The organism is Pseudoalteromonas sp. S1608 (assembly GCF_005887265.1).
Classification (GTDB): Bacteria; Pseudomonadota; Gammaproteobacteria; order Enterobacterales; family Alteromonadaceae; genus Pseudoalteromonas; species Pseudoalteromonas undina.
The window spans coordinates 87,507-105,396 of sequence record NZ_PNDK01000032.1 but is presented as its reverse complement, the minus strand read 5'-3'; the positions used below and the strand labels follow the sequence as shown (position 1 = coordinate 105,396).

The following is a 17,890-nucleotide window of genomic DNA, read 5'->3' as shown; positions in this document are numbered from 1 at the left end:
TCAGTTAGTCGCTTACATACAGTTATAAAAAATGACGCTTATTAGCGTCATTTTTTTTGGCTGTTTGTAATCACAATCAGTCAGGTATTACAGACCTAAAATAGTTTGTAACTGTTTTAACTCAGTGACTTGATACGTTGGCTTAATACCTTCAGGTAAGATTACCCCAGGGTGCTGTAACCAGCAGGTGTCTATGCCTGCATTTTGTCCACCAAGAATATCACTACTGGCGGTATCACCTACCATTAAAATTTGCTCTTTAGGTGGATTCCCCATTAAATTAAAGGTGTGCTCAAATATCTCTTTTGCAGGTTTAGCAATACCTACTTTTTCAGAAATTACCAGCCAATCGAACATATCTTGCAGCCCCGTATGTGCTAAGCGACGTGCTTGCAGCTGACTAAAGCCATTAGTGATAATACCTAACTTGGCATGAGGTTTAAGGGCGTTTAATAATTCAACCGCACCGGGTAAAGGCATGCAAATTTCAGCCATTGCCGATAAAAAATCATCATTGAGCTGCTGGGCTGGTACATCAAGTTTATTTGCCAGCTCACTAAAACGAGTTACTTGCAGATGGTTTGCGGTAATTTCGTTATTTTGATAGGCAATCCATAATGGCTTATTGGTATTTTGGTAATGTTCATAATCTGCTTTGGTAAAATCCATGCCATAAGCTGCCAACATTTTTTGTAAGCCAGCAAAGGCATTAAAGCTAAATAAGGTTTCGTCGGCATCAAATAATACGTAGTTATACTTCATTAAAACATCCGTTATTGATTATATAAAGTGGGATTAAGAAAAGGCGCCATGGCGAGAGTCAGCGCTTGAGTATAGGTACTTTCTCGTGTCGCATGATGATCAGTTAATAAACCAATAGCACCCCCTTGTTGCTTAATATTGGTGGTATTAAAAGCCTTATCCATCACATCTCCGAGCTCTTCACCTTGCAGCAATGCTTTATAAAAAACCGGAGGCAAAGGTAAGTTACTGCTTCGGCCTGTAACTTGCTGTGCGCCGTCATCAATAACGACATAGGCAAAGGTTGCTGCACCATAGCTAAATTGCGCTGCGCCGCCTTCCATCGCTATGTAGTAGTTTGCTTGATGCTGTGCTTTACAGTAGTTAACTCGGTTTTGCGCTCCCAAACACGTTTGTTCTTCGCCTATAGGCTGATCGGGTACATCTGAAGGTGCATGAACGCCACTACATTCAATTAAATGCTCAGGGAAATACATCGCAAAAATGTGTTTAGCGGCATTTACTTTTACTGGGTTTTTAGACCCGACAACAATTTTAATGGCTTGCGACATACTACTCTCATCATACTTAAAATCAGCAGTGTACGTGAGTTAGACTAAACAAAAAAGAGCAGAATGTATTTGCGATCACTTGATAAAAGAAATGATCAGCTCCATAAGATCATCATATGTTGTTAGATCTTCTAAACCAAAAAGCCTCTAACAGATTATCGATACACTTAAATAGGAATTTCAGGTGGGGCTAATTTTGCTAAGGCGCGTTTTTTCAAAATAATATCTTTGATCAGTGGCGTAAGCACTAGCTCCATAGCGAGTCCCATTTTGCCACCGGGTACCACAAGCGTATTGATCCGCGACATAAAGCTGCCTTCAATCATGCGTAAATAATACGGGAAATCAACGTCATCAATGCCCCTAAAGCGAATAACGACAAAGCTTTCATCAAGGGAGGGGATATCTTTTGCGCTAAATGGGTTGGAGGTATCAACGGTGGGTACTCGCTGAAAGTTAATATGGGTACGAGAAAATTGCGGCGTTATATGATTAATGTAGTCATCCATACTGCGTACAATCGAGTCCATTACTTTTTCACGAGAATGGCCGCGTTCTGAGGTATCGCGAATAAGCTTTTGGATCCACTCAAGGTTAATAATTGGCACCATGCCTATGAGTAAATCAACATGCTTAGCAACATCATGATCTTCGTCGACCACGCCGCCATGTAAGCCTTCGTAAAACATTAGATCTGTATTTTGCTCAAGCTCTTGCCAAGGAGTAAATGTTCCAGGTAACTGGTTATAAGGTACGGCCTCATCAAAGGTATGTAAATAACGACGCAGTTTACCTTCGCCTGTTTCACCATACTTAGTAAATAGGTCTTCTAATGCACCAAAGTCATTGGCTTCTCGGCCAAAATAACTGATATGTTTACTTTCTTGTTGGGCTTCTCGAATTTTTTTGTCCATTTCAGGACGTGTGTAACGATGAAAGCTATCACCTTCAATAAATGCAGCATTGATATCGAGGCTGCGGAAAATATGCTTCACGGCATTGGTGGTGGTTGTAGTGCCTGCTCCAGATGAGCCGGTGATTGCAATAATAGGGTGTTTAGCTGACATGTTTGTTCTCTTTTTTATGACCCGTTAGTTATAAAGACCTTACTAAGCTAGGTCAAGTGACGTCATCAGTAAATAACGTTATCATGAGGTGCTTAAAATTAAAACGAGAGAAAGCATGAAACTGATCAAACCGTTGTTAGGGCTAATAACAATTAATGCTTTAACATTGGGCGTTGCCCAGGCAAATATGCCTAAAAGTCAAATACTGCTTGCCGATTTAAATACTCCGCATGGCATACGCGTAAGCATTGTTAGTGATAAAACAAGCTACAACAATCAGCCCCACTTAACCGATACTGGCCTTTATTATACGCGTGAAGTAATCAGTAATAATCAGAGCCAAACTGATATTGCGCTTTACGATTTATCATCAAAACAAACCTCCATGATCACCAATACAGCTGTAAGTGAGTATTCGCCAACAGTAACACCGAGTGGTGATAGTTTATCTGCCATCGTGGTTGAAGAAGATGGCAAACAAAAATTATGGCAATATCCGCTGAGCACAGAGCAGGCGCCAAGTCGTATTTTTGATTGGATTGAGCCTGTGGGCTATCACGCTTGGGGTAATAACAACGATTTAGTGATGTTTATTTTAGGTGAGCCACATACATTACAATATACCTCGGTTGTTGCGGCTAAAGGTGAAGTTGTTGCAAATAACATTGGTCGCACACTTATTTACGATAAATCGCGAAGTGAATTTTTATTTAGTCATAGTAAAAATGGCCAGCACCAGTTAGCCCGTTTTGACCCTCAAACCAAGCAGGTAAGCAACATCCTTAGGTTGCCAAACCAAGTACAAGACTTCATCTTAAAAGATGAAAATACAGTTGCTTACGCAATTAAAAACCGTATTTATCAACGAAAATTAACAGCTGGATCTGATATATCTCAATGGCTCGATTTAAGCCAATTTTGCGATACTGAAATTAGCCGGTTGAGTTATAAAAATCAGCAATTAGCGTTTGTATGTAGTGTTAAATAAACACTAAATAATAAATTCGGACTTTCACTCATGCATGAGTTAGTCTGACCCCCTATTAAATAAAAAGGAAAGTCACGTGGCATTTAGCGCAGACGAGTTAACAGAGCAGCTGATAAAACTAGAGTGTAGAAGTAATTTTAAAATAAAAAACATTGCTGAGTATATGCTAGCAAACTCTAAAGAAGCGTTTTACACCCATGCCGAAACGGGGAAAGGTAAAATTGTGATCCGCCCTGCATTTGAAGTGTTTAGTGATGACTTTACTGATATTGATGGGGTTGTGCGTACTCAAGGTTATTTTCATAGCAGTGAAATGACCCGTTTTCCCACTCGTATTTATAAAAGCGCACAGCCTATTCATTATGGTGTCGCTTTTAAAATTAACTCTGAACAAGCGGCAAAAGAGTTTATAGCTAAGCTAACGATGATTATTGGTGGTTAATAGAATGGTGCAGGGCTAAAGGCAAAAGGTGCAAGATAAAATCTTCAACCTTTAACCTTTATAACCCTTAATCTTTGTCTTTAATCACTAGCTCTAAAAGGGCAGCGCCTCTTAATCTCTTTGTGAATAAACTTTTTAAGATTTTATACACAAAGAGAAGACAATGAGAAAACATCAGCCATTAGCCCGAGTTTGAGGTTTTCGGCCCGTTACCCGTCGCCCGCAGCCCGCCATCCTTTGAACTTTAACTTATTTACTATTCAAAAAGCTATTTACTGATTTGAGTTCACGGTTTTTAAGTGCAATACAGTCATTAGTACTTTCTGCAAGCTTACTTAATGTGCGCGCATAGCCAGGTACGTCATCAAGTTTAGCGTCAAAGAACGTTTGCGTTTTCGCTAAACTTTCAGCATCACAGCTAGCAGTAGTAAAGTAAGGTAAGTTAGGCACAAAAAATGGTGGCAAACTTGCTGTTACTTTATCGTAGTTGCTATATATCCAATCAATAAAGAGTGCTTGGCGTTCATCGGTGTAACTTTGCCCCGATAAAATAGTACGCATATCAGAAGCGGTTACTTCATCGGTTAAGCTATATGCAAGCACTGCTTTTTGGAGTTCAGGTTTACCAAAATAACCCATTGCTGCCAACATATTGGTACGAACTTGTGGATCTTTAGTGGTTTTAAAGGTTGCCATAAACTGATCAAGCAGCGCTTTATCACCATGAAAAGCCGCAAGACGTAAGTAAGTACCCGCTAAATAAGGGTCTACTTTTTGCGGATCTTTTAAGTAAGCGGCTGTTTGCTGCTTAGCTTTATTGATCACATTTTTATCTTCACCATCAAAGCCTAAGCGTGATACCACCGCAGCTCGCAGTTGAGCAACAGCGCCATCCTCACCCATTTTTGCTTCTAGACCATATTTTTTAGCGGCAGGCATGACTGCATTTTGAATAAATGTAGGCCATAAATCTTTATTGCTATCGTCTTTAAAGGTACGCTGCTGAGACGCTAAATAGCCTAAAGCAGTGTTAGCTACGCGTGGATGACTATCACTGGCAAATACTTCAAGCGTTTGCATCAGCTTAGCCGCAGAAATTACACCTGCGTCAAGTAAGGCGTCAGTAGCTGATAACAATGCAAGGCGCTCGCGGTCGTTTAATACGCTTGCTGCATTATCAATTAGTGCGTTAAATTGCGCATCGTCCATGACCCAGCGGTAGTAACCTAGCGCACCTTGGTCTGGATATATCCACTCTGGCTCAAAATCTAACTCTAGCGTTTGGTTTTGTTTATTAAGTAATACACTGGCAGTTTTTACTTTATCGCCTTTACCGTACTTAATGGCAACGGGTACATTCCAAAGTTGGGCTGGAGCATCAACACCGGCATTAGCAAAACGGCTTTGCGAAATAGTGATAGTTTTACCTTGCTGATCAACCTTGATTAAAGGAAATGATGATTGTTCAATAAATGATTTTAAAACACTCGCCACATCTTTATTTGAAGCCTTACCGAGTGCTTCCCATAAATCGGCGGCTTCGGCATTTTTATATGAAAACTCTTTTAAGTAATTTTGAATACCAGCTTGAAATGCGTCTTCACCAATCCAATTTTCAACCATCGCCAGTACTGAGCTGCCTTTGCTGTATGCAAGGCCTAAACCGTCCATAATATCGGCTTCAGTTTTAATTGGTTTACGAATTGGCTTAGTGCTTAAGCGAGCATCTAACGCCATTACATTGTTTTGTGGTAAATCTAGGTGTGATTCAAACTCAGGGTTAAGTTGCTTAGTAATTTTTGCTGCCATCCAGCTAGCAAACGCTTCGTTTAACCATAAGTCGTTCCACCACTTCATAGTCACTAAGTTACCGTACCATTGGTGAGCTAATTCATGGGCAATAATAGAGACATTACGTTGCTTTTTACTACGTGTTGCAGCTTCTAAATCAACCAGAAGAATATCTTCGCGGTAAGTCACTAAACCTGAGTTTTCCATTGCCCCAAACGGAAACTCTGGAACAGCCACTGAATCTAACTTTTTATATACGTAAGGAATACCAAAGTACTCTTCAAGTGCGCCCAGTACTTTAGGCACATTCTCTTTTGCATACTGTGCTAAATGAATTTTACCCTGTGGAGTAATTACACGGCCAGGAATTGGCATACCCTTAATCTCTAGCTCTTCAAACGGGCCTACAGCCATAGCTACTAAGTATGATGGAATTGGTGGCGTTTTATCAAAGTAATGGGTAGTCATATCGCCATTCACTGTCGTTTTTAACTCAGGTGTATTTGAATACACTTTTTGTGACGTGGGGGCGGTAATAGTTAACTGAAATGGAATTTTATAGCTTGGTTCGTCAAATACAGGAAACGCTCGACGGGCATCGCTCATTTCAAATTGGGTGAAAAGATAAGGAACGCCTTGATCTAGGGTTTTATATAGCCCCACACTTTGGCGATTATATGGCGCTGAGAAATCAATTTTTAAAGTGTATTTACCCGGCTGAATTTGCTCTTCGCAGCTAAATTTAACTTTACCGGTTTTAAGCATTTCGCTGTTTAAGTCGCAGTTTTGCTCACCCAATAGTTGAACCATTTTGGTTGCGTAATCAACACCATTAAGTTCAATGTAGCGTGTTGGTTTAAGCACCTCCAAACTGATTTCAGTCATTCCTGTAAAAGTATCCTGACTTGGGTCGAGCGTTAAAGCGACTTTTTGTGAACTTGGCTTTGCGAGCTTTTCAATGACGAACTCATTAGCGTTAGCAGCATTTATCGCAAGCGCAACGCTCACGGTTAAGAGGCTTTTAAAAAACATAGTTATCCCTAGATTTTTGTTGTTAGAAGAGTGAGTACACTCCATCCTAACAGCTTTTTTTGCTAGAGTAAGCGAACAACAATAAGGAAAAGAGTAACAAAGTTTGTCAGTGGCTATCTCGTGCTAAAAACCGCTGCCAATGAATGTGGGAATTAATAACCCGGAGCTGTTGCAGCACCTTATTTAACAAGGCTATATCGTTAAAGTTATCATCGGGGTAATCATTAAAGCCCATTAAGTAATTGAAGCAGTCTTTAGAGCCTGCTTGCAGGGCATAAATACGAATTTGCTGTTCAAAGTTAAGCCGCAAACTACTAATCGCGGTTTTCATTCCGAGTTGATCCACGGAAGGAATTGCACATTTTTGCAAATACCCCGCACGTTCGCCCTCGCCTGAAAACCAAATGCGTACTTTTTCACTGTAGCGTCCTGTTTTTGCTGGGAGGTCAAACAGTAAACGTGTGTGTTTTTGCGCTTTTACGTAGGCTAAATAATCATTAAGTCCGGCCTTAATAAGGGCGTTATGTACAGGAATTAAACGGGGTTTAATTTTACCATGAGTATGAAAGCTAAAGCAGAGAATGCTATTTTTAACCACCAAGTCATCTAGGGTTAAATGGCCAATTTCATCACTGTAAGCGCCACTGTAGTAAGCAATTAAAGGCAGCCAAAAGTGCCAGTGCTTAGCTTGTTCGCGGGCAAGCCGAGTATCACTATAAATATATCCGGTATAGAGCGTATGTAGCTCCATAGCTGAGAATGGACGACGACCAAGATGGGTTTTCAACGCAGTACCTTGACAGTTTTTATTATTTTATACCCCAACTAATCGTTGTTGTTAATTGGGGTAGTGCCAGCAAATAAACAGTTAAAACTTATTCACTTAAAGCGCGAGCTAAACCAACTGGTTCAATTTCTACGCACACTTGATCGTCATTCCAATTTAAACCAACCAGAGCATCATCTGATTTAAGGTCTTCAACCCAATCATCTAAAAATTCATCTAGATTGATTTCTACCGGACTGTAGTCTTTCCACTCTTCTTTACACTGCTCTTTTGCTGCGTCTTCTGATTCCCACAGTAAAAGTACATCGGTGTCGTCAAACTGATTTGATTCACATACAACAAAGCCACCATCTTGTGCACCTAGTGCCCAGATCTGCTCACTAACACGTACTTTTTCTACAAAGCTAACTAGTTGTGATTCAATTTCGATATCGCTCATGTGTTCACCTTTTAAAATTTGAGTCGAGGGTTGGTATTTTTAGCCGCTTGACGCTGACTAAACGCTTCATAAAACTTAACTAACTGCGGCTGCGCGCTAAAATCAGTGAGTTCACGAAAGCAGATCCAATCTAGCAAGCAGTATAAACTGATGTTGAGGCATTCACAGCTTTTAAATTCATCATCGTTTAAATGATCATTTAAATAGTCTAAAGTTTGCGCAATTCGCTCATTTTGCAGATTAAAAAATAGTTTATCAGCTTGCGTGTCAAACCCAGAACGCTGACATATCAATAACTCAACCAATGAATCGTTACAGGCGTTGATGCTAGTTAAAAAATGCTCTTGCGGCCAAGTTAGCGGGTTCTGCTGTGTTTTTTCAAGTAAGTAACGCAGTATATTGTTTGAGTCGCTTAAGTTAAGCGAGCCATCAATTAAGATAGGGATTTTAGCTGCCGGGTTGTGCGACATCATTAAAGAGCGGTCATCGCTTGAAAAAATGTCGAGATTTATAAACTCAAGCTCACAGTTATTTTGTTGTGCCCAAATTCTGACACGGCGAACATAAGGGGAAGAAATAGAGCCAAGTAATTGCATATTGGGGCTTTTGCCAACTCCACATAAATAAAAAGCCGCTAATGCGGCTTTATTAATAAATCGATTTGCTTACTCTGAGCGGCTGGTTACTTCTAATAAATGGTAACCAAACTGTGTTTGAACAGGACCTTGTACTTGGTTAAGTGGCGCTGAAAAAACCACCTTATCAAACTCAGGAACCATCATACCAGGTCCGAACTCACCTAATGCGCCACCATCTTGACCTGAAGGGCAATTAGAGTGCAATTTAGCTAGCTCAGCAAAGTCTTCACCTTGCTCAATTTTATCTTTAAGGTCTAAACATTGTGCTTCACTGTCTACGAGTATGTGCCTTGCACTTGCTACTGCCATAAAATCTCCTATTTATAAGTTTAGTTTTCTATCTACTAAGCAACATCTTAGTAAGGTTAAACTGAAAACACAAAATTAAAATGCACTTTTGATGGCGCTTTCTAATTTTGCTGAATCGGGTTTGACGCGGCTGTTAAAGCGAGTTACTGATTGACGATCTGCCGAAACCACGTATTTATAAAAATTCCAGTTAGGTGAACTAGTTTTTGCATTTAAGTGCTTGAAAATAGGGTTGGCATCGCTGCCACGCACTGCGCTGGTGGCTAACATAGGGAAAGTAACGCCGTAATTTACATAACAGACTTTAGCCGTATCTTTTTCGTCATTTTCTTCTTGAAAAAAATCGTCAGATGGAAAACCGAGCACCACTAAGCCTTGCTCTTTATATTTTTTGTATAGCGTTTCTAGCCCTTCAAACTGAGAAGTAAAGCCGCAATTGCTGGCAGTGTTAACAATCAACAGTGGCTTATTTTTAAATTCACATAGATTAAGCGTTTCGGTTGAACGAAGCTTTCTCAGTGACACATTTGTGAAGTCATCGCAGGTATCTGTCTTTGCTGAAGGGCTATTAGTGTCTGCTGCATTGGTGGTTACAGATACACAGCCTAGAGCCAATGTTAATCCGAATATTAATTTTCTTATCATGCGGTTACCTTGAATGCGATTCGATGGGTGTTTATGTAACTTATCATACGCTACTATAGACAAAATTGATCAATTTTACTTATTTTCTATGACTATACGTTTAGCAAAACCTGATGATTTAACTGCTATTGTTGCCATTTACAATGAAACTATCCCTAGTCGAATGGTGACCGCCGATACCGAAGAAGTAACCGTTGCTGACAAACAACCTTGGTTTGATAGCCATACAGCTCAAAGACCTATTTTTGTTTACTGCGAAAATGACCAAGTACTAGCGTGGGTAAGTTATAAATCGTTTTATGGGCGCCCAGCTTACGATGGCACCGTTGAACTAAGCATCTACATTACATCAGCAGCCCAAGGAAAAGGGTTGGGTAAAAAGTTGATGCAATTTGCACAACAACAAGCACAAAAGCTCGATATTGAAGTGTTACTCGGGTTTATTTTTAGCCATAACGAACCAAGCATTAAATTATTTAAGCATTTTGATTTTGCAGTATGGGGAGAGTTGCCCAATGTTGCAAGGATGGATAACCAGCTGTACAGCCTGACTATTTTTGGTAAGCATTTAATGTAATCCCATAACCATAGGCAAGCAAAAATTACATTTATGTAGACGATTATGCCAAACCAAAAATTCTATACTATGCTGAAAAGGTGTTTAATTAATTCTTAAAAGTGTACATAAATGGCGCAAAAAATACTTATTATTGATAGCAGTAGCATGATTGCTATGCGCTTAAAAGTACTGCTTGAGCTAATTGGTTGTGAAGTTGAATTAGTTCATTATTCTATGTTTGATCAAAGCAGCAACATAGATGCGTACGATATGCTTGCCTTTTCACAAGGGACACCAACAAATCTGGTTGCTTCGTTGGTAAAACAAGCAACCCGACAATCATTTTTACTTTTAGCTCCCAAGGCTGAAAGTGGTGAATTGCTTGATGCATTTGGTAAATTAAATGAGCTTGTTCCAGATGCCACTATTATTTATCCATTTTTTTCTAATAAAGAAATCACTTCATTTATTGAAGAACTATTAGAAATAGGCCCTGATCATATTTTTAAACTGCCTACAATTTTGTTGGTTGATCATGTTAGTGAGCGTTTAGAAATGCTAAAAAGTAGTTTAGTGGGTGCACATATAGAGGTATATACAGCTACGAATCATGATGAGGCACTTAATATTGCTAAACTCAGAATGATTGATATTTTAATTAGTGATTTTAGTTTAAAAGAAGGGCTTGGCTTAGATATATTTACCAGCCTTAAGCAGATACAGCCGCATAGCCGCTGCTTATTATTAACCTCGCGTCCTGCTCAGGTTTCTATGATTGAAGCAATTCGCCAAGGTGTTGAAGACGTTTTAATTAAGCCACTCGATGACAACGTTTTATTACAAGCAGTACATAAGTTGTGGCAAACCGAATTGCTAAAACGTCATAACGCAGAGCTAGTTGAAAGGCTACAAGATACAGTCGATGTACTTATTGAAAAAGACAGTTTGCTGCAAGTGATTTTTAAAAATACTCCCGATCCAATCTTACTTTTTGAACGTAAAGGCAAAATAGTAGAGGCCAACGACGCGTGCTTAAAGCTGTTTAATTTACCGTTTAAAAAGCTCATTGCTCACTCGTTATTTCACTTTTTAGATGACGATTCAGTAAAAGCAATAAAAGATAAAATATCGACTTTAAACAGTAATCGGCAATTTAGTTGCGACTTACATATTGTCTGTAAAGATGGGAGTAAAATTCCGCTCGTTGGCTCATTTAATGAGATTGATCATCATGGTGAGATAGCGTTAGCGGTTATTTTTAAAAACGTAACTCATTTAAAGCAAAAAGAAGATTTATTACTTGAGGCCAAAGATCTTTTAGAAGAGCAGGTAAGAGCGCGGACTTCGCAACTTGAGCATGCGAAAAACATTGCTGAAGCAGCTAATTTAAGTAAATCAGAGTTTTTAGCTAATATGTCACATGAGCTTAGAACCCCTATGCATTCTATACTAAGTTTTTCACGCTTTGGTATCGGTAAGCTTCAAGATGATGATTTTAGTAAAGATAAACTTTTAAAATACTTAACCCGAATTGAATCAAGTGGACAAAGGCTGCTTTCTTTACTTAACAATTTACTCGATTTGTCGAAATTAGATGTAGGTAAATTCCCATTTAACCCGCGAGCATGCGATTTAACGACTATTGTTAAAACAAGTATTGATGATGTGTCCGGAATTGCCATAGAAAAAGATATTAAGATTGCATTTAAATCAGATAATCCACCAGTTGTAGCGCAATGCGATGAAGAGCAAATTAATCAGGTACTTAGAAACGTATTGAGTAATGCATTAAAATTTAGCGAAGAACATAGCACTATCGAAGTTGCATTGGAAACAGACAGTGGGTGTGCAAATATTGAAGTAATAGATAGCGGAATAGGCATACCAGAAGACGAGCTTGAAACTGTTTTTCAAAAATTTGTGCAAAGTAGCAAAACAAATAGTGGCGCAGGGGGGACAGGATTAGGACTTACGCTGTGCCGTGAATTTGTTTCTTTACATCAAGGAACTATAAAAGCCTGTAATAACGAACTTGGTGGGGCAACCATTAGCATTCAGGTTCCTTTGGAAATAAACCTCGATGAATATTTAGCCGATGAGCAATTAGTGAAAAATAGTAGCTAATAACCGAATTGTTTTAATGAACACGATTTATATGGACGAAAAATTATGGCTTTAACTAAAATTCTTGCAGTCGACGATGAACCATTTAACCTCGAAATAATAGAAGAAATCCTAGAGGAATTAGATTTTGAACTTAAGCTGGCTTCGAGTGGCCCGGAATGCTTGAGCATGGTTGAAGAGTATATGCCGCAGGTTATCTTACTTGATGTAAGCATGCCAAAAATGAATGGTTACGAAGTATGTAAAGAGCTCAAAGCGAACCCTAAAACACAAGATATTATAGTGATGTTTGTATCGGCAAGGGGGACTGTTGAGGAACGTATGGAAGGTTATTCAGTAGGTGCTGAAGACTATATTGTAAAACCGTTTGGGCACGATGAACTTAAGCAAAAGCTGAATAAGTTAAATCAAGTATTAATAGAAAAACAACAGCTTGAAAAGCAAGTAAAAGAAGCAACCTCAACCGCTTTTAATGCTATGGCAAATAGCAGTGAAATGGGTCAGATAGTTAACTATATTGAAAATATCGGTTTTATCAACGATGTAGAGGAGTTAGGTAAGGCATTAGTGGAGTGCTTACAGACATTTGGTCTACAAAGTAATATTGAATTTAGATGTAACGACACCAAATCGCACTTTGCATTAAATGGCGTGTGTTCACCCATTGTTATTGAGTTATTTGAAATGCTTAAAAACAAAGGTAGGTTACATGAGTTTTCTCATCGTATTTTGGTTAATTACGAGTTTGTCAGTTTATTGATTTTGAATATGCCAGAACAAGATGAGCAGAAGCATGGGCGTATACGTGATCATATTTGTTTTATTGTAAGTGTAACCGAACAGCAATTGCGGGCTATTACTACTAAGAAAATGTTGGTTTCGCAGCAAGAGCGATTAAACAAAGTGGCGAGTACTGTTCACAGTAAGTTTCATAGTTTAATTGGATTGCTTAACGACAGCCGGATAAATAACGAAAAAGTATTTAAACAACTTCAAGAGGAGTTAGAAGAGCGGATCCCAACCATGGGACTCGATGAAGACCAGGAAGTGTTTATTTACAAAAAGGTCGACGAAACGATTCAAAATTCGGTGGCACGCCAAGAATCTGTTGATCAGGTTAAAAAAGCGTTCGCAGAGATAGAGCAAGATCTCGCTTTATTATTGAAAGGTTAAAGGTGCGGGCTGCGAGGCGCGGGGTAAATTCCTTGTTACGATTAGGCAAAGAACCTGTAGCAGCGATTTTATGTCGCATCTTTTAAAGGTTAAAAACGAAAGGTATGCATTACAGGTTAACTAAGAGCTGTACTTTAATAGTAGCTTCTTATTTACTCCTCATTCTCTTCTCTGTGTTAAATTAGATGTTAGTAAATTATGCACAAAGAGGGCTAAGAGTTCACAGAGAAAGTGATTACATAAAAAGGTAAAAGGCTTACGCGTCTCTGGGGAGGCCTTTTTCAACAATACGAATTAGCCGTGCCGTTTTACGCAACTTTTGTCTTTGTTTATCGTGTTGCTGGGCGAGTGCCCAATTTATATGTTCACCCACCAAGTCACTTACCGCTTGGCGCTTATCTTCGAGTGCAGCAATAATTGCCGGGCTAAAATCTGCGTTACCTAAGCCAACGGCTATATTTCGTAGCCAACGTTCATGGCCAATGCGGCGGATTGGACTGCCCTCGGTATTTTTTAAAAAGGTAGTTTCATCCCAAGCAAATAACTCGAGTAAATCTTTGTTTTTTAATTGTGTACGAGGATGAAAGTCAGCCTCATCAGTAATTTTTCCGTAGCGGTTCCATGGGCATACCAATTGGCAATCGTCACAGCCATAAATGCGATTTCCCATTAATGTTCTGTATTGCTCAGGAATAGCACCTTGATGCTCTATAGTTAAATACGAAATGCACTTACGCGCATCAACCACATAAGGTTCTACAATAGCACCAGTGGGGCATAGTGTTATGCAGGCAACGCATTTGCCGCAGCCCTCAAAAGTGTTTTCGTTATCAATTGGTAAAGGTAAGTCGACAAAAAGCTCACCTAAAAAGAACCAAGAACCCGCCTCTTTATTTATTAATAAAGAATGCTTTCCGCGCCAGCCTAATCCCGCTTTTTCAGCGAGTTGACGTTCAAGTACAGGGGCTGAATCAACAAAAGGCCTAAAGCTATAGTCACCCACATGTTGTTCAATTTTTTTACCTAACTGTTTGATTCGGTTGCGCATCAACTTATGATAGTCACGGCCAAGGGCATATCGGCTGATATAGGCTTTTTCGGTATTTTTAAGGTTTTTGGCAAAGCCTGAATCAGGTGGGAGGTAATTCATTTTAACTGAAATAACCCGCTGTGTTCCGGGTACTAGCTCATTAGGGCGAGCACGCTTCATACCATGGGCTGCCATATAATCCATTGAGCCATGAAAACCCGCATCAAGCCATCGCTGCAGCTGTGCTTCATGCTTAGTTAAATCAATGTCAGTAATACCCACTTCACTAAAGCCAAGTTCTTGACCCCATAGCTTTATTTGCTGGGCTAGCTGTTCATAATTTAGATTGACGTCGCTCACATGCTTCACACAGTTATATTATAAGCCGCGTAATTTAGCATAATCGCGGCTTGGGTAAAACTAGTCAGCCCTAGTCTACAAAACGCTTTAACTGTTGTTGGGTTTGTTGACTTAGTTTTTGTGATTGCTCAGAGTCATGCAATGCGGTGTCTATTTGTTGCTTTGCTTGTTCGCCAAGCGCCACAATTTGTTCAACCGATTCATGAGTTTGATTTTGTGTATCTTCAAGTAAATGAACTGCGTTAGCTATTTGCTGTAATTGCTGCTGATTATGCTCAAATTCATTGAGCATTTTTCCAAAACCTTCTGAGGTATCGTTGATTGCAGCTTGTGCGTTATTAGAGTGACTAATTAACTGCTGAGACTCTTTATTGGTTTCATTAACCAGCTCATTCATTTGAGTAATAAAATCACTAATTTGGCGGGTTGCATCACTTACTTTAACCGATAGGGTGCGAACTTCATCGGCAACCACGGCAAAACCTCGCCCTGCCTCTCCGGCCCGCGCTGCTTCAATTGCCGCATTAAGCGCTAATAAATTAGTTTGATCAGAAAACTCTTCTACCATTTTTAAAATGCTACGAATGTTTTCACTATTCTCTTTTAAGCCTGCAATCGTTTTAGAAAAACTACCCAGCATTTCATTAATAAGTCTCACCTGTTCAACCAGTTTAGACAGTTCGCTTGCAGAGAGCTTAACAAAGCTAAGGTGTTCATTATTTACCTGATGTACGCTATCAGTATTACTTACTATATCTTGCAGGCTTTGGGTAATTTGGTTACTGGCATTAATTATGGTGTGGCTTAAATTAATTTGCTGTTCGCTTAGCTGCTCTGTGTGCTGCATTGATTGCGTTACTTGGCTATTACTTTGCACGCTTTCCTGAGCGCTGCTGTAGGTCGTACTTAATAAGCTGTTTAAATGCGTAGTAAACTGATTATATTGTTCACTTAAATCTCTAAATTCATCAAAAGTAAAATGAGGAAGTTTGGCAGCTAAGTTGGCATCTTGTTGATTAATATTAATCAACGTATCGCGCATGGCTTTTACCGGGCGCACAATTAAAAAGCGCATATAAAAAATAGTAAATATAAAACCGGCAACAATCAGCAGGGTTAATGTCCAAAATAGCCCTGTGCTTTGTTGATTTTCAGAGAGGCTACTGTGTAGCCAAAATAATGTAATAGCTTGAAATAAAAATACAAAGCTTAAATTACCCACTATTTTTCGGGTTAAAGTAAAAAATAGAGTTTGTTCTAAAAAATTATAAATACGCATGTAGCTACTCATTAAATAGTGACCTACTAAATTATTGTTTTTATAGCATAAATAGCAATTAAATAATTAGTTATAGTTCATTTAATTGCGCCAAAAAATGCTTAGTTCGTTCAGGGTCGTTAGTAAAAATGCCATCAACACCACAGGCAAGCATCAGTTTAATATCTTCAACTTCATCTACGGTGTAGGCAAACACCTGTAAGCCGCGCAGTTTGGCATCGTCAACAAACGACTTGTTCATAAAGTTTTTGTCAACATGAATGCTAAAGGCCTGTAAGTCTTCAGCAAACTTCGCATACTGCAATGGAATTGATGCAGTAAGTGCGCCAATTTTAAGCCAAGGCAAGCGGTTCTTTAGCCAGTGTAGTTGATGATGATTAAATGATGAAACTAAAATATTGTCTGCTGATATCTTATTTGCAGTAATATTCATTTCTAGTTGCGCAGCAAACTTTTCTAGTTCAAAAGTATGTTTTAGCTCTAAATTAAGTAAGGTTTGGTTGCTATTCCAGTCAATTAGTTGTTGTAGGGTAGGCACTTGCTCACCATTTCCCGCATCAAATTGTTGAATTTGCTGAGCGCTTAGGTCGCACACTTTACCTTTACCATTAGTGGTTCTATCTAGGTAGGTATCATGAATAATCACGTAGTCATCAAGTGCGCTTTGTACATCAACCTCAATGCCATCTACATTTGCTTTTAACGCCGCCATAATGGCGCTATGTGTATTTTCAGGAAAGTGTGTGCTTGTGCCTCTATGAGCAAATATTTTCATGGCTGCTTTTTCCGTGAGATTGACCAAGTTTCAAAGCACGCAGCACTAACAATCAGTGCACCACCAATCAGGGTCATCACTGAGGGGCGTTCGTGCAAAATAATTATAGCCAGTATTGTGCCATAAAGGGGCTGTAAGCAAGAAATCAATCCAGCGGTCGCTGCTGATAAATGTTTTAAACTCGCTGCAAATAACGAATGCGGCATCGCAGTAAACACCACACCGGCGATAAGCAACAATATTAAATCAGTATCATTAATTTGTGTTATGGGTACTTCAATAAATGTACATAGCATCAGGCTTGCCACTAACGTTTGATAAAACATGGTTTGCGGTCCACCATACTCACTAAAGTAGCGTTTATGGGTAATATTACGAATAGCAAAAAACAACGCTGATACCACCCCCGTCACCACACCTAAAGTGATGTCATCGCCTAAATTAACGTTAGGGATCAATAAATAAATGCCAATAATCACCACCACAGCGCTTATTATATCTTTTGCTTTGGGCTTACTTTTATTAAATAGGGGCTCTAAAAATACCGTGATCACGGGATAGGTAAAAAAAGCTAACATGCCCACGGTAATTCCCGCTAATTGCATGCCTGCAAAGTAGGTTACCCAGTGAATACCTACGGCAACGCCTAATAAAATGGCAATCACATAATCTTTGGCGTGATGCAGCTTAATTGGTTTTTTTTGCAAAGTCAGTAGCACACAAATTGCCACCCCAGCGATAGCCGCGCGATAAGCGGTAATATCTAATGCATTCAAACCAATTAGCTTTGCGAATAAGGCGGTGCCGCCAAATAAAAGGACAGCAATATGTAAGTAAATTAAGCTTTGTTGTTGGGACTGCACGAGATTTCCTTGTCACTTTTTTTGGCTATATTAGCATTGCTTTTACACTCAGAAGATGAATTTTTCTATTTCATGACAAATGTCAGCCAAGTTAGTGACACTTCACACTCTTATATATTTTACCTAATGGCATAGTTACTTTACTTATATTGGAGGGTGTTATGAATTCCTTAATTTTAATAAGCTTAAGCATTAGCGACTTTGTAGAAATACTAAGTTTAACTGCAACTTATGAAGATTGTTTTATGTTCGCATTCATTTTTATGTTATTAATAT

18 protein-coding genes are annotated in these 17,890 nt (G+C 39.2%); 5 read left to right on the top strand and 13 right to left on the bottom strand.

Annotated features, from left to right (window positions below):
* Positions 1-87: 87 nt before the first annotated feature.
* The 3 genes from yjjG to CWB75_RS13740 form a co-directional block, all read right to left on the bottom strand.
* The gene (gene yjjG / locus CWB75_RS13750) at positions 88-762 is read right to left on the bottom strand and encodes a pyrimidine 5'-nucleotidase (protein ID WP_138570952.1); all 675 of its coding nucleotides are present in this window, start codon (positions 760-762) and stop codon (positions 88-90) included.
* 11 nt (positions 763-773) lie between these two features.
* The gene (gene yjjX / locus CWB75_RS13745; RefSeq protein WP_138570951.1) at positions 774-1,313 is read right to left on the bottom strand and encodes an inosine/xanthosine triphosphatase; all 540 of its coding nucleotides are present in this window, start codon (positions 1,311-1,313) and stop codon (positions 774-776) included.
* Between the two features lie 167 nt (positions 1,314-1,480).
* Complete coding sequence (locus CWB75_RS13740) at positions 1,481-2,380, bottom strand: phosphoribulokinase (protein WP_008114793.1); 900 nt, start codon at positions 2,378-2,380, stop codon at positions 1,481-1,483.
* Positions 2,381-2,495: 115 nt separating this feature from the next.
* Between CWB75_RS13740 and CWB75_RS13735 the strand changes: the two genes are divergently transcribed.
* Together CWB75_RS13735 and CWB75_RS13730 are read left to right on the top strand one after the other, a co-directional pair.
* Positions 2,496-3,368: a TolB-like translocation protein gene (locus CWB75_RS13735; protein ID WP_138570950.1), complete on the top strand. Its 873-nt coding sequence runs from the start codon at positions 2,496-2,498 to the stop codon at positions 3,366-3,368.
* Positions 3,369-3,444: 76 nt separating this feature from the next.
* Positions 3,445-3,810 carry a hypothetical protein gene (locus tag CWB75_RS13730; RefSeq protein WP_008114788.1) on the top strand — a complete coding sequence of 122 codons (366 nt, stop codon included), beginning with the start codon at positions 3,445-3,447 and terminating at the stop codon, positions 3,808-3,810.
* A 249-nt stretch (positions 3,811-4,059) separates the two neighbouring features.
* On the opposite strand, the gene CWB75_RS13725 is transcribed toward CWB75_RS13730, so the two are convergent.
* The 6 genes from CWB75_RS13725 to CWB75_RS13700 form a co-directional block, all read right to left on the bottom strand.
* Positions 4,060-6,633, bottom strand: coding sequence for a M1 family metallopeptidase (locus CWB75_RS13725; RefSeq protein ID WP_138570949.1), 2,574 nt, complete (start codon positions 6,631-6,633; stop codon positions 4,060-4,062).
* Between the two features lie 106 nt (positions 6,634-6,739).
* The gene (locus CWB75_RS13720; RefSeq protein ID WP_138570948.1) at positions 6,740-7,420 is read right to left on the bottom strand and encodes a site-specific integrase; all 681 of its coding nucleotides are present in this window, start codon (positions 7,418-7,420) and stop codon (positions 6,740-6,742) included.
* An 88-nt stretch (positions 7,421-7,508) separates the two neighbouring features.
* On the bottom strand, positions 7,509-7,859 hold the full coding sequence (locus tag CWB75_RS13715; protein WP_008114782.1) for a DUF2750 domain-containing protein: 351 nt from the start codon (positions 7,857-7,859) through the stop codon (positions 7,509-7,511).
* A gap of 11 nt (positions 7,860-7,870) precedes the next feature.
* Positions 7,871-8,455: a glutathione S-transferase family protein gene (locus tag CWB75_RS13710; RefSeq protein WP_008114780.1), complete on the bottom strand. Its 585-nt coding sequence runs from the start codon at positions 8,453-8,455 to the stop codon at positions 7,871-7,873.
* A 69-nt stretch (positions 8,456-8,524) separates the two neighbouring features.
* Positions 8,525-8,806 (bottom strand): peptidylprolyl isomerase, encoded by a 282-nt coding sequence (locus CWB75_RS13705; protein WP_008114778.1) that lies wholly within the window; start codon positions 8,804-8,806, stop codon positions 8,525-8,527.
* Positions 8,807-8,881: 75 nt separating this feature from the next.
* Positions 8,882-9,451: a glutathione peroxidase gene (locus CWB75_RS13700; RefSeq protein WP_010390729.1), complete on the bottom strand. Its 570-nt coding sequence runs from the start codon at positions 9,449-9,451 to the stop codon at positions 8,882-8,884.
* An 88-nt stretch (positions 9,452-9,539) separates the two neighbouring features.
* Here CWB75_RS13700 and CWB75_RS13695 point away from each other — a divergent pair, with 88 nt between their 5' ends.
* The 3 genes from CWB75_RS13695 (at position 9,540) to CWB75_RS13685 (ending at position 13,307) form a co-directional block, all read left to right on the top strand.
* Complete coding sequence (locus CWB75_RS13695; protein ID WP_041709196.1) at positions 9,540-10,028, top strand: GNAT family N-acetyltransferase; 489 nt, start codon at positions 9,540-9,542, stop codon at positions 10,026-10,028.
* Between the two features lie 111 nt (positions 10,029-10,139).
* The gene (locus CWB75_RS13690; RefSeq protein WP_138570947.1) at positions 10,140-12,134 is read left to right on the top strand and encodes a sensor histidine kinase; all 1,995 of its coding nucleotides are present in this window, start codon (positions 10,140-10,142) and stop codon (positions 12,132-12,134) included.
* Between the two features lie 45 nt (positions 12,135-12,179).
* Positions 12,180-13,307 (top strand): response regulator, encoded by a 1,128-nt coding sequence (locus CWB75_RS13685; RefSeq protein WP_010390732.1) that lies wholly within the window; start codon positions 12,180-12,182, stop codon positions 13,305-13,307.
* Between the two features lie 256 nt (positions 13,308-13,563).
* Here the strand turns inward: CWB75_RS13685 and queG are convergent, their stop codons facing one another.
* The 4 genes from queG to CWB75_RS13665 all read right to left on the bottom strand — a co-directional run bounded on the left by queG (position 13,564) and on the right by CWB75_RS13665 (position 17,614).
* Complete coding sequence (gene queG, locus CWB75_RS13680; RefSeq protein ID WP_054202384.1) at positions 13,564-14,697, bottom strand: tRNA epoxyqueuosine(34) reductase QueG; 1,134 nt, start codon at positions 14,695-14,697, stop codon at positions 13,564-13,566.
* 70 nt (positions 14,698-14,767) lie between these two features.
* Complete coding sequence (locus CWB75_RS13675) at positions 14,768-15,988, bottom strand: methyl-accepting chemotaxis protein (RefSeq protein ID WP_138570946.1); 1,221 nt, start codon at positions 15,986-15,988, stop codon at positions 14,768-14,770.
* A 58-nt stretch (positions 15,989-16,046) separates the two neighbouring features.
* Entirely contained in the window at positions 16,047-16,751 is a 705-nt protein-coding gene (locus CWB75_RS13670; RefSeq protein ID WP_010390735.1) for a glycerophosphodiester phosphodiesterase, read from the bottom strand.
* Positions 16,748-17,614 (bottom strand): DMT family transporter, encoded by an 867-nt coding sequence (locus tag CWB75_RS13665; protein WP_010390736.1) that lies wholly within the window; start codon positions 17,612-17,614, stop codon positions 16,748-16,750. The genes CWB75_RS13670 and CWB75_RS13665 overlap by 4 nt, the downstream gene beginning before the upstream one ends.
* Between the last annotated feature and the right edge of the window lie 276 nt (positions 17,615-17,890).

What these genes read in the sequence shown, in the direction of transcription:
- yjjG (WP_138570952.1), bottom strand. Translation starts at nt 762, where the DNA reads ATGAAGTATAACTACGTATTATTTGATGCCGACGAAACCTTATTTAGC.
- yjjX (WP_138570951.1), bottom strand. Translation starts at nt 1,313, where the DNA reads ATGTCGCAAGCCATTAAAATTGTTGTCGGGTCTAAAAACCCAGTAAAA.
- CWB75_RS13740 (WP_008114793.1), bottom strand. Translation starts at nt 2,380, where the DNA reads ATGTCAGCTAAACACCCTATTATTGCAATCACCGGCTCATCTGGAGCA.
- CWB75_RS13735 (WP_138570950.1), top strand. Translation starts at nt 2,496, where the DNA reads ATGAAACTGATCAAACCGTTGTTAGGGCTAATAACAATTAATGCTTTA.
- CWB75_RS13725 (WP_138570949.1), bottom strand. Translation starts at nt 6,633, where the DNA reads ATGTTTTTTAAAAGCCTCTTAACCGTGAGCGTTGCGCTTGCGATAAAT.
- CWB75_RS13715 (WP_008114782.1), bottom strand. Translation starts at nt 7,859, where the DNA reads ATGAGCGATATCGAAATTGAATCACAACTAGTTAGCTTTGTAGAAAAA.
- CWB75_RS13710 (WP_008114780.1), bottom strand. Translation starts at nt 8,455, where the DNA reads ATGCAATTACTTGGCTCTATTTCTTCCCCTTATGTTCGCCGTGTCAGA.
- CWB75_RS13705 (WP_008114778.1), bottom strand. Translation starts at nt 8,806, where the DNA reads ATGGCAGTAGCAAGTGCAAGGCACATACTCGTAGACAGTGAAGCACAA.
- CWB75_RS13700 (WP_010390729.1), bottom strand. Translation starts at nt 9,451, where the DNA reads ATGATAAGAAAATTAATATTCGGATTAACATTGGCTCTAGGCTGTGTA.
- CWB75_RS13695 (WP_041709196.1), top strand. Translation starts at nt 9,540, where the DNA reads ATGACTATACGTTTAGCAAAACCTGATGATTTAACTGCTATTGTTGCC.
- CWB75_RS13690 (WP_138570947.1), top strand. Translation starts at nt 10,140, where the DNA reads ATGGCGCAAAAAATACTTATTATTGATAGCAGTAGCATGATTGCTATG.
- CWB75_RS13685 (WP_010390732.1), top strand. Translation starts at nt 12,180, where the DNA reads ATGGCTTTAACTAAAATTCTTGCAGTCGACGATGAACCATTTAACCTC.
- CWB75_RS13675 (WP_138570946.1), bottom strand. Translation starts at nt 15,988, where the DNA reads ATGAGTAGCTACATGCGTATTTATAATTTTTTAGAACAAACTCTATTT.
- CWB75_RS13670 (WP_010390735.1), bottom strand. Translation starts at nt 16,751, where the DNA reads ATGAAAATATTTGCTCATAGAGGCACAAGCACACACTTTCCTGAAAAT.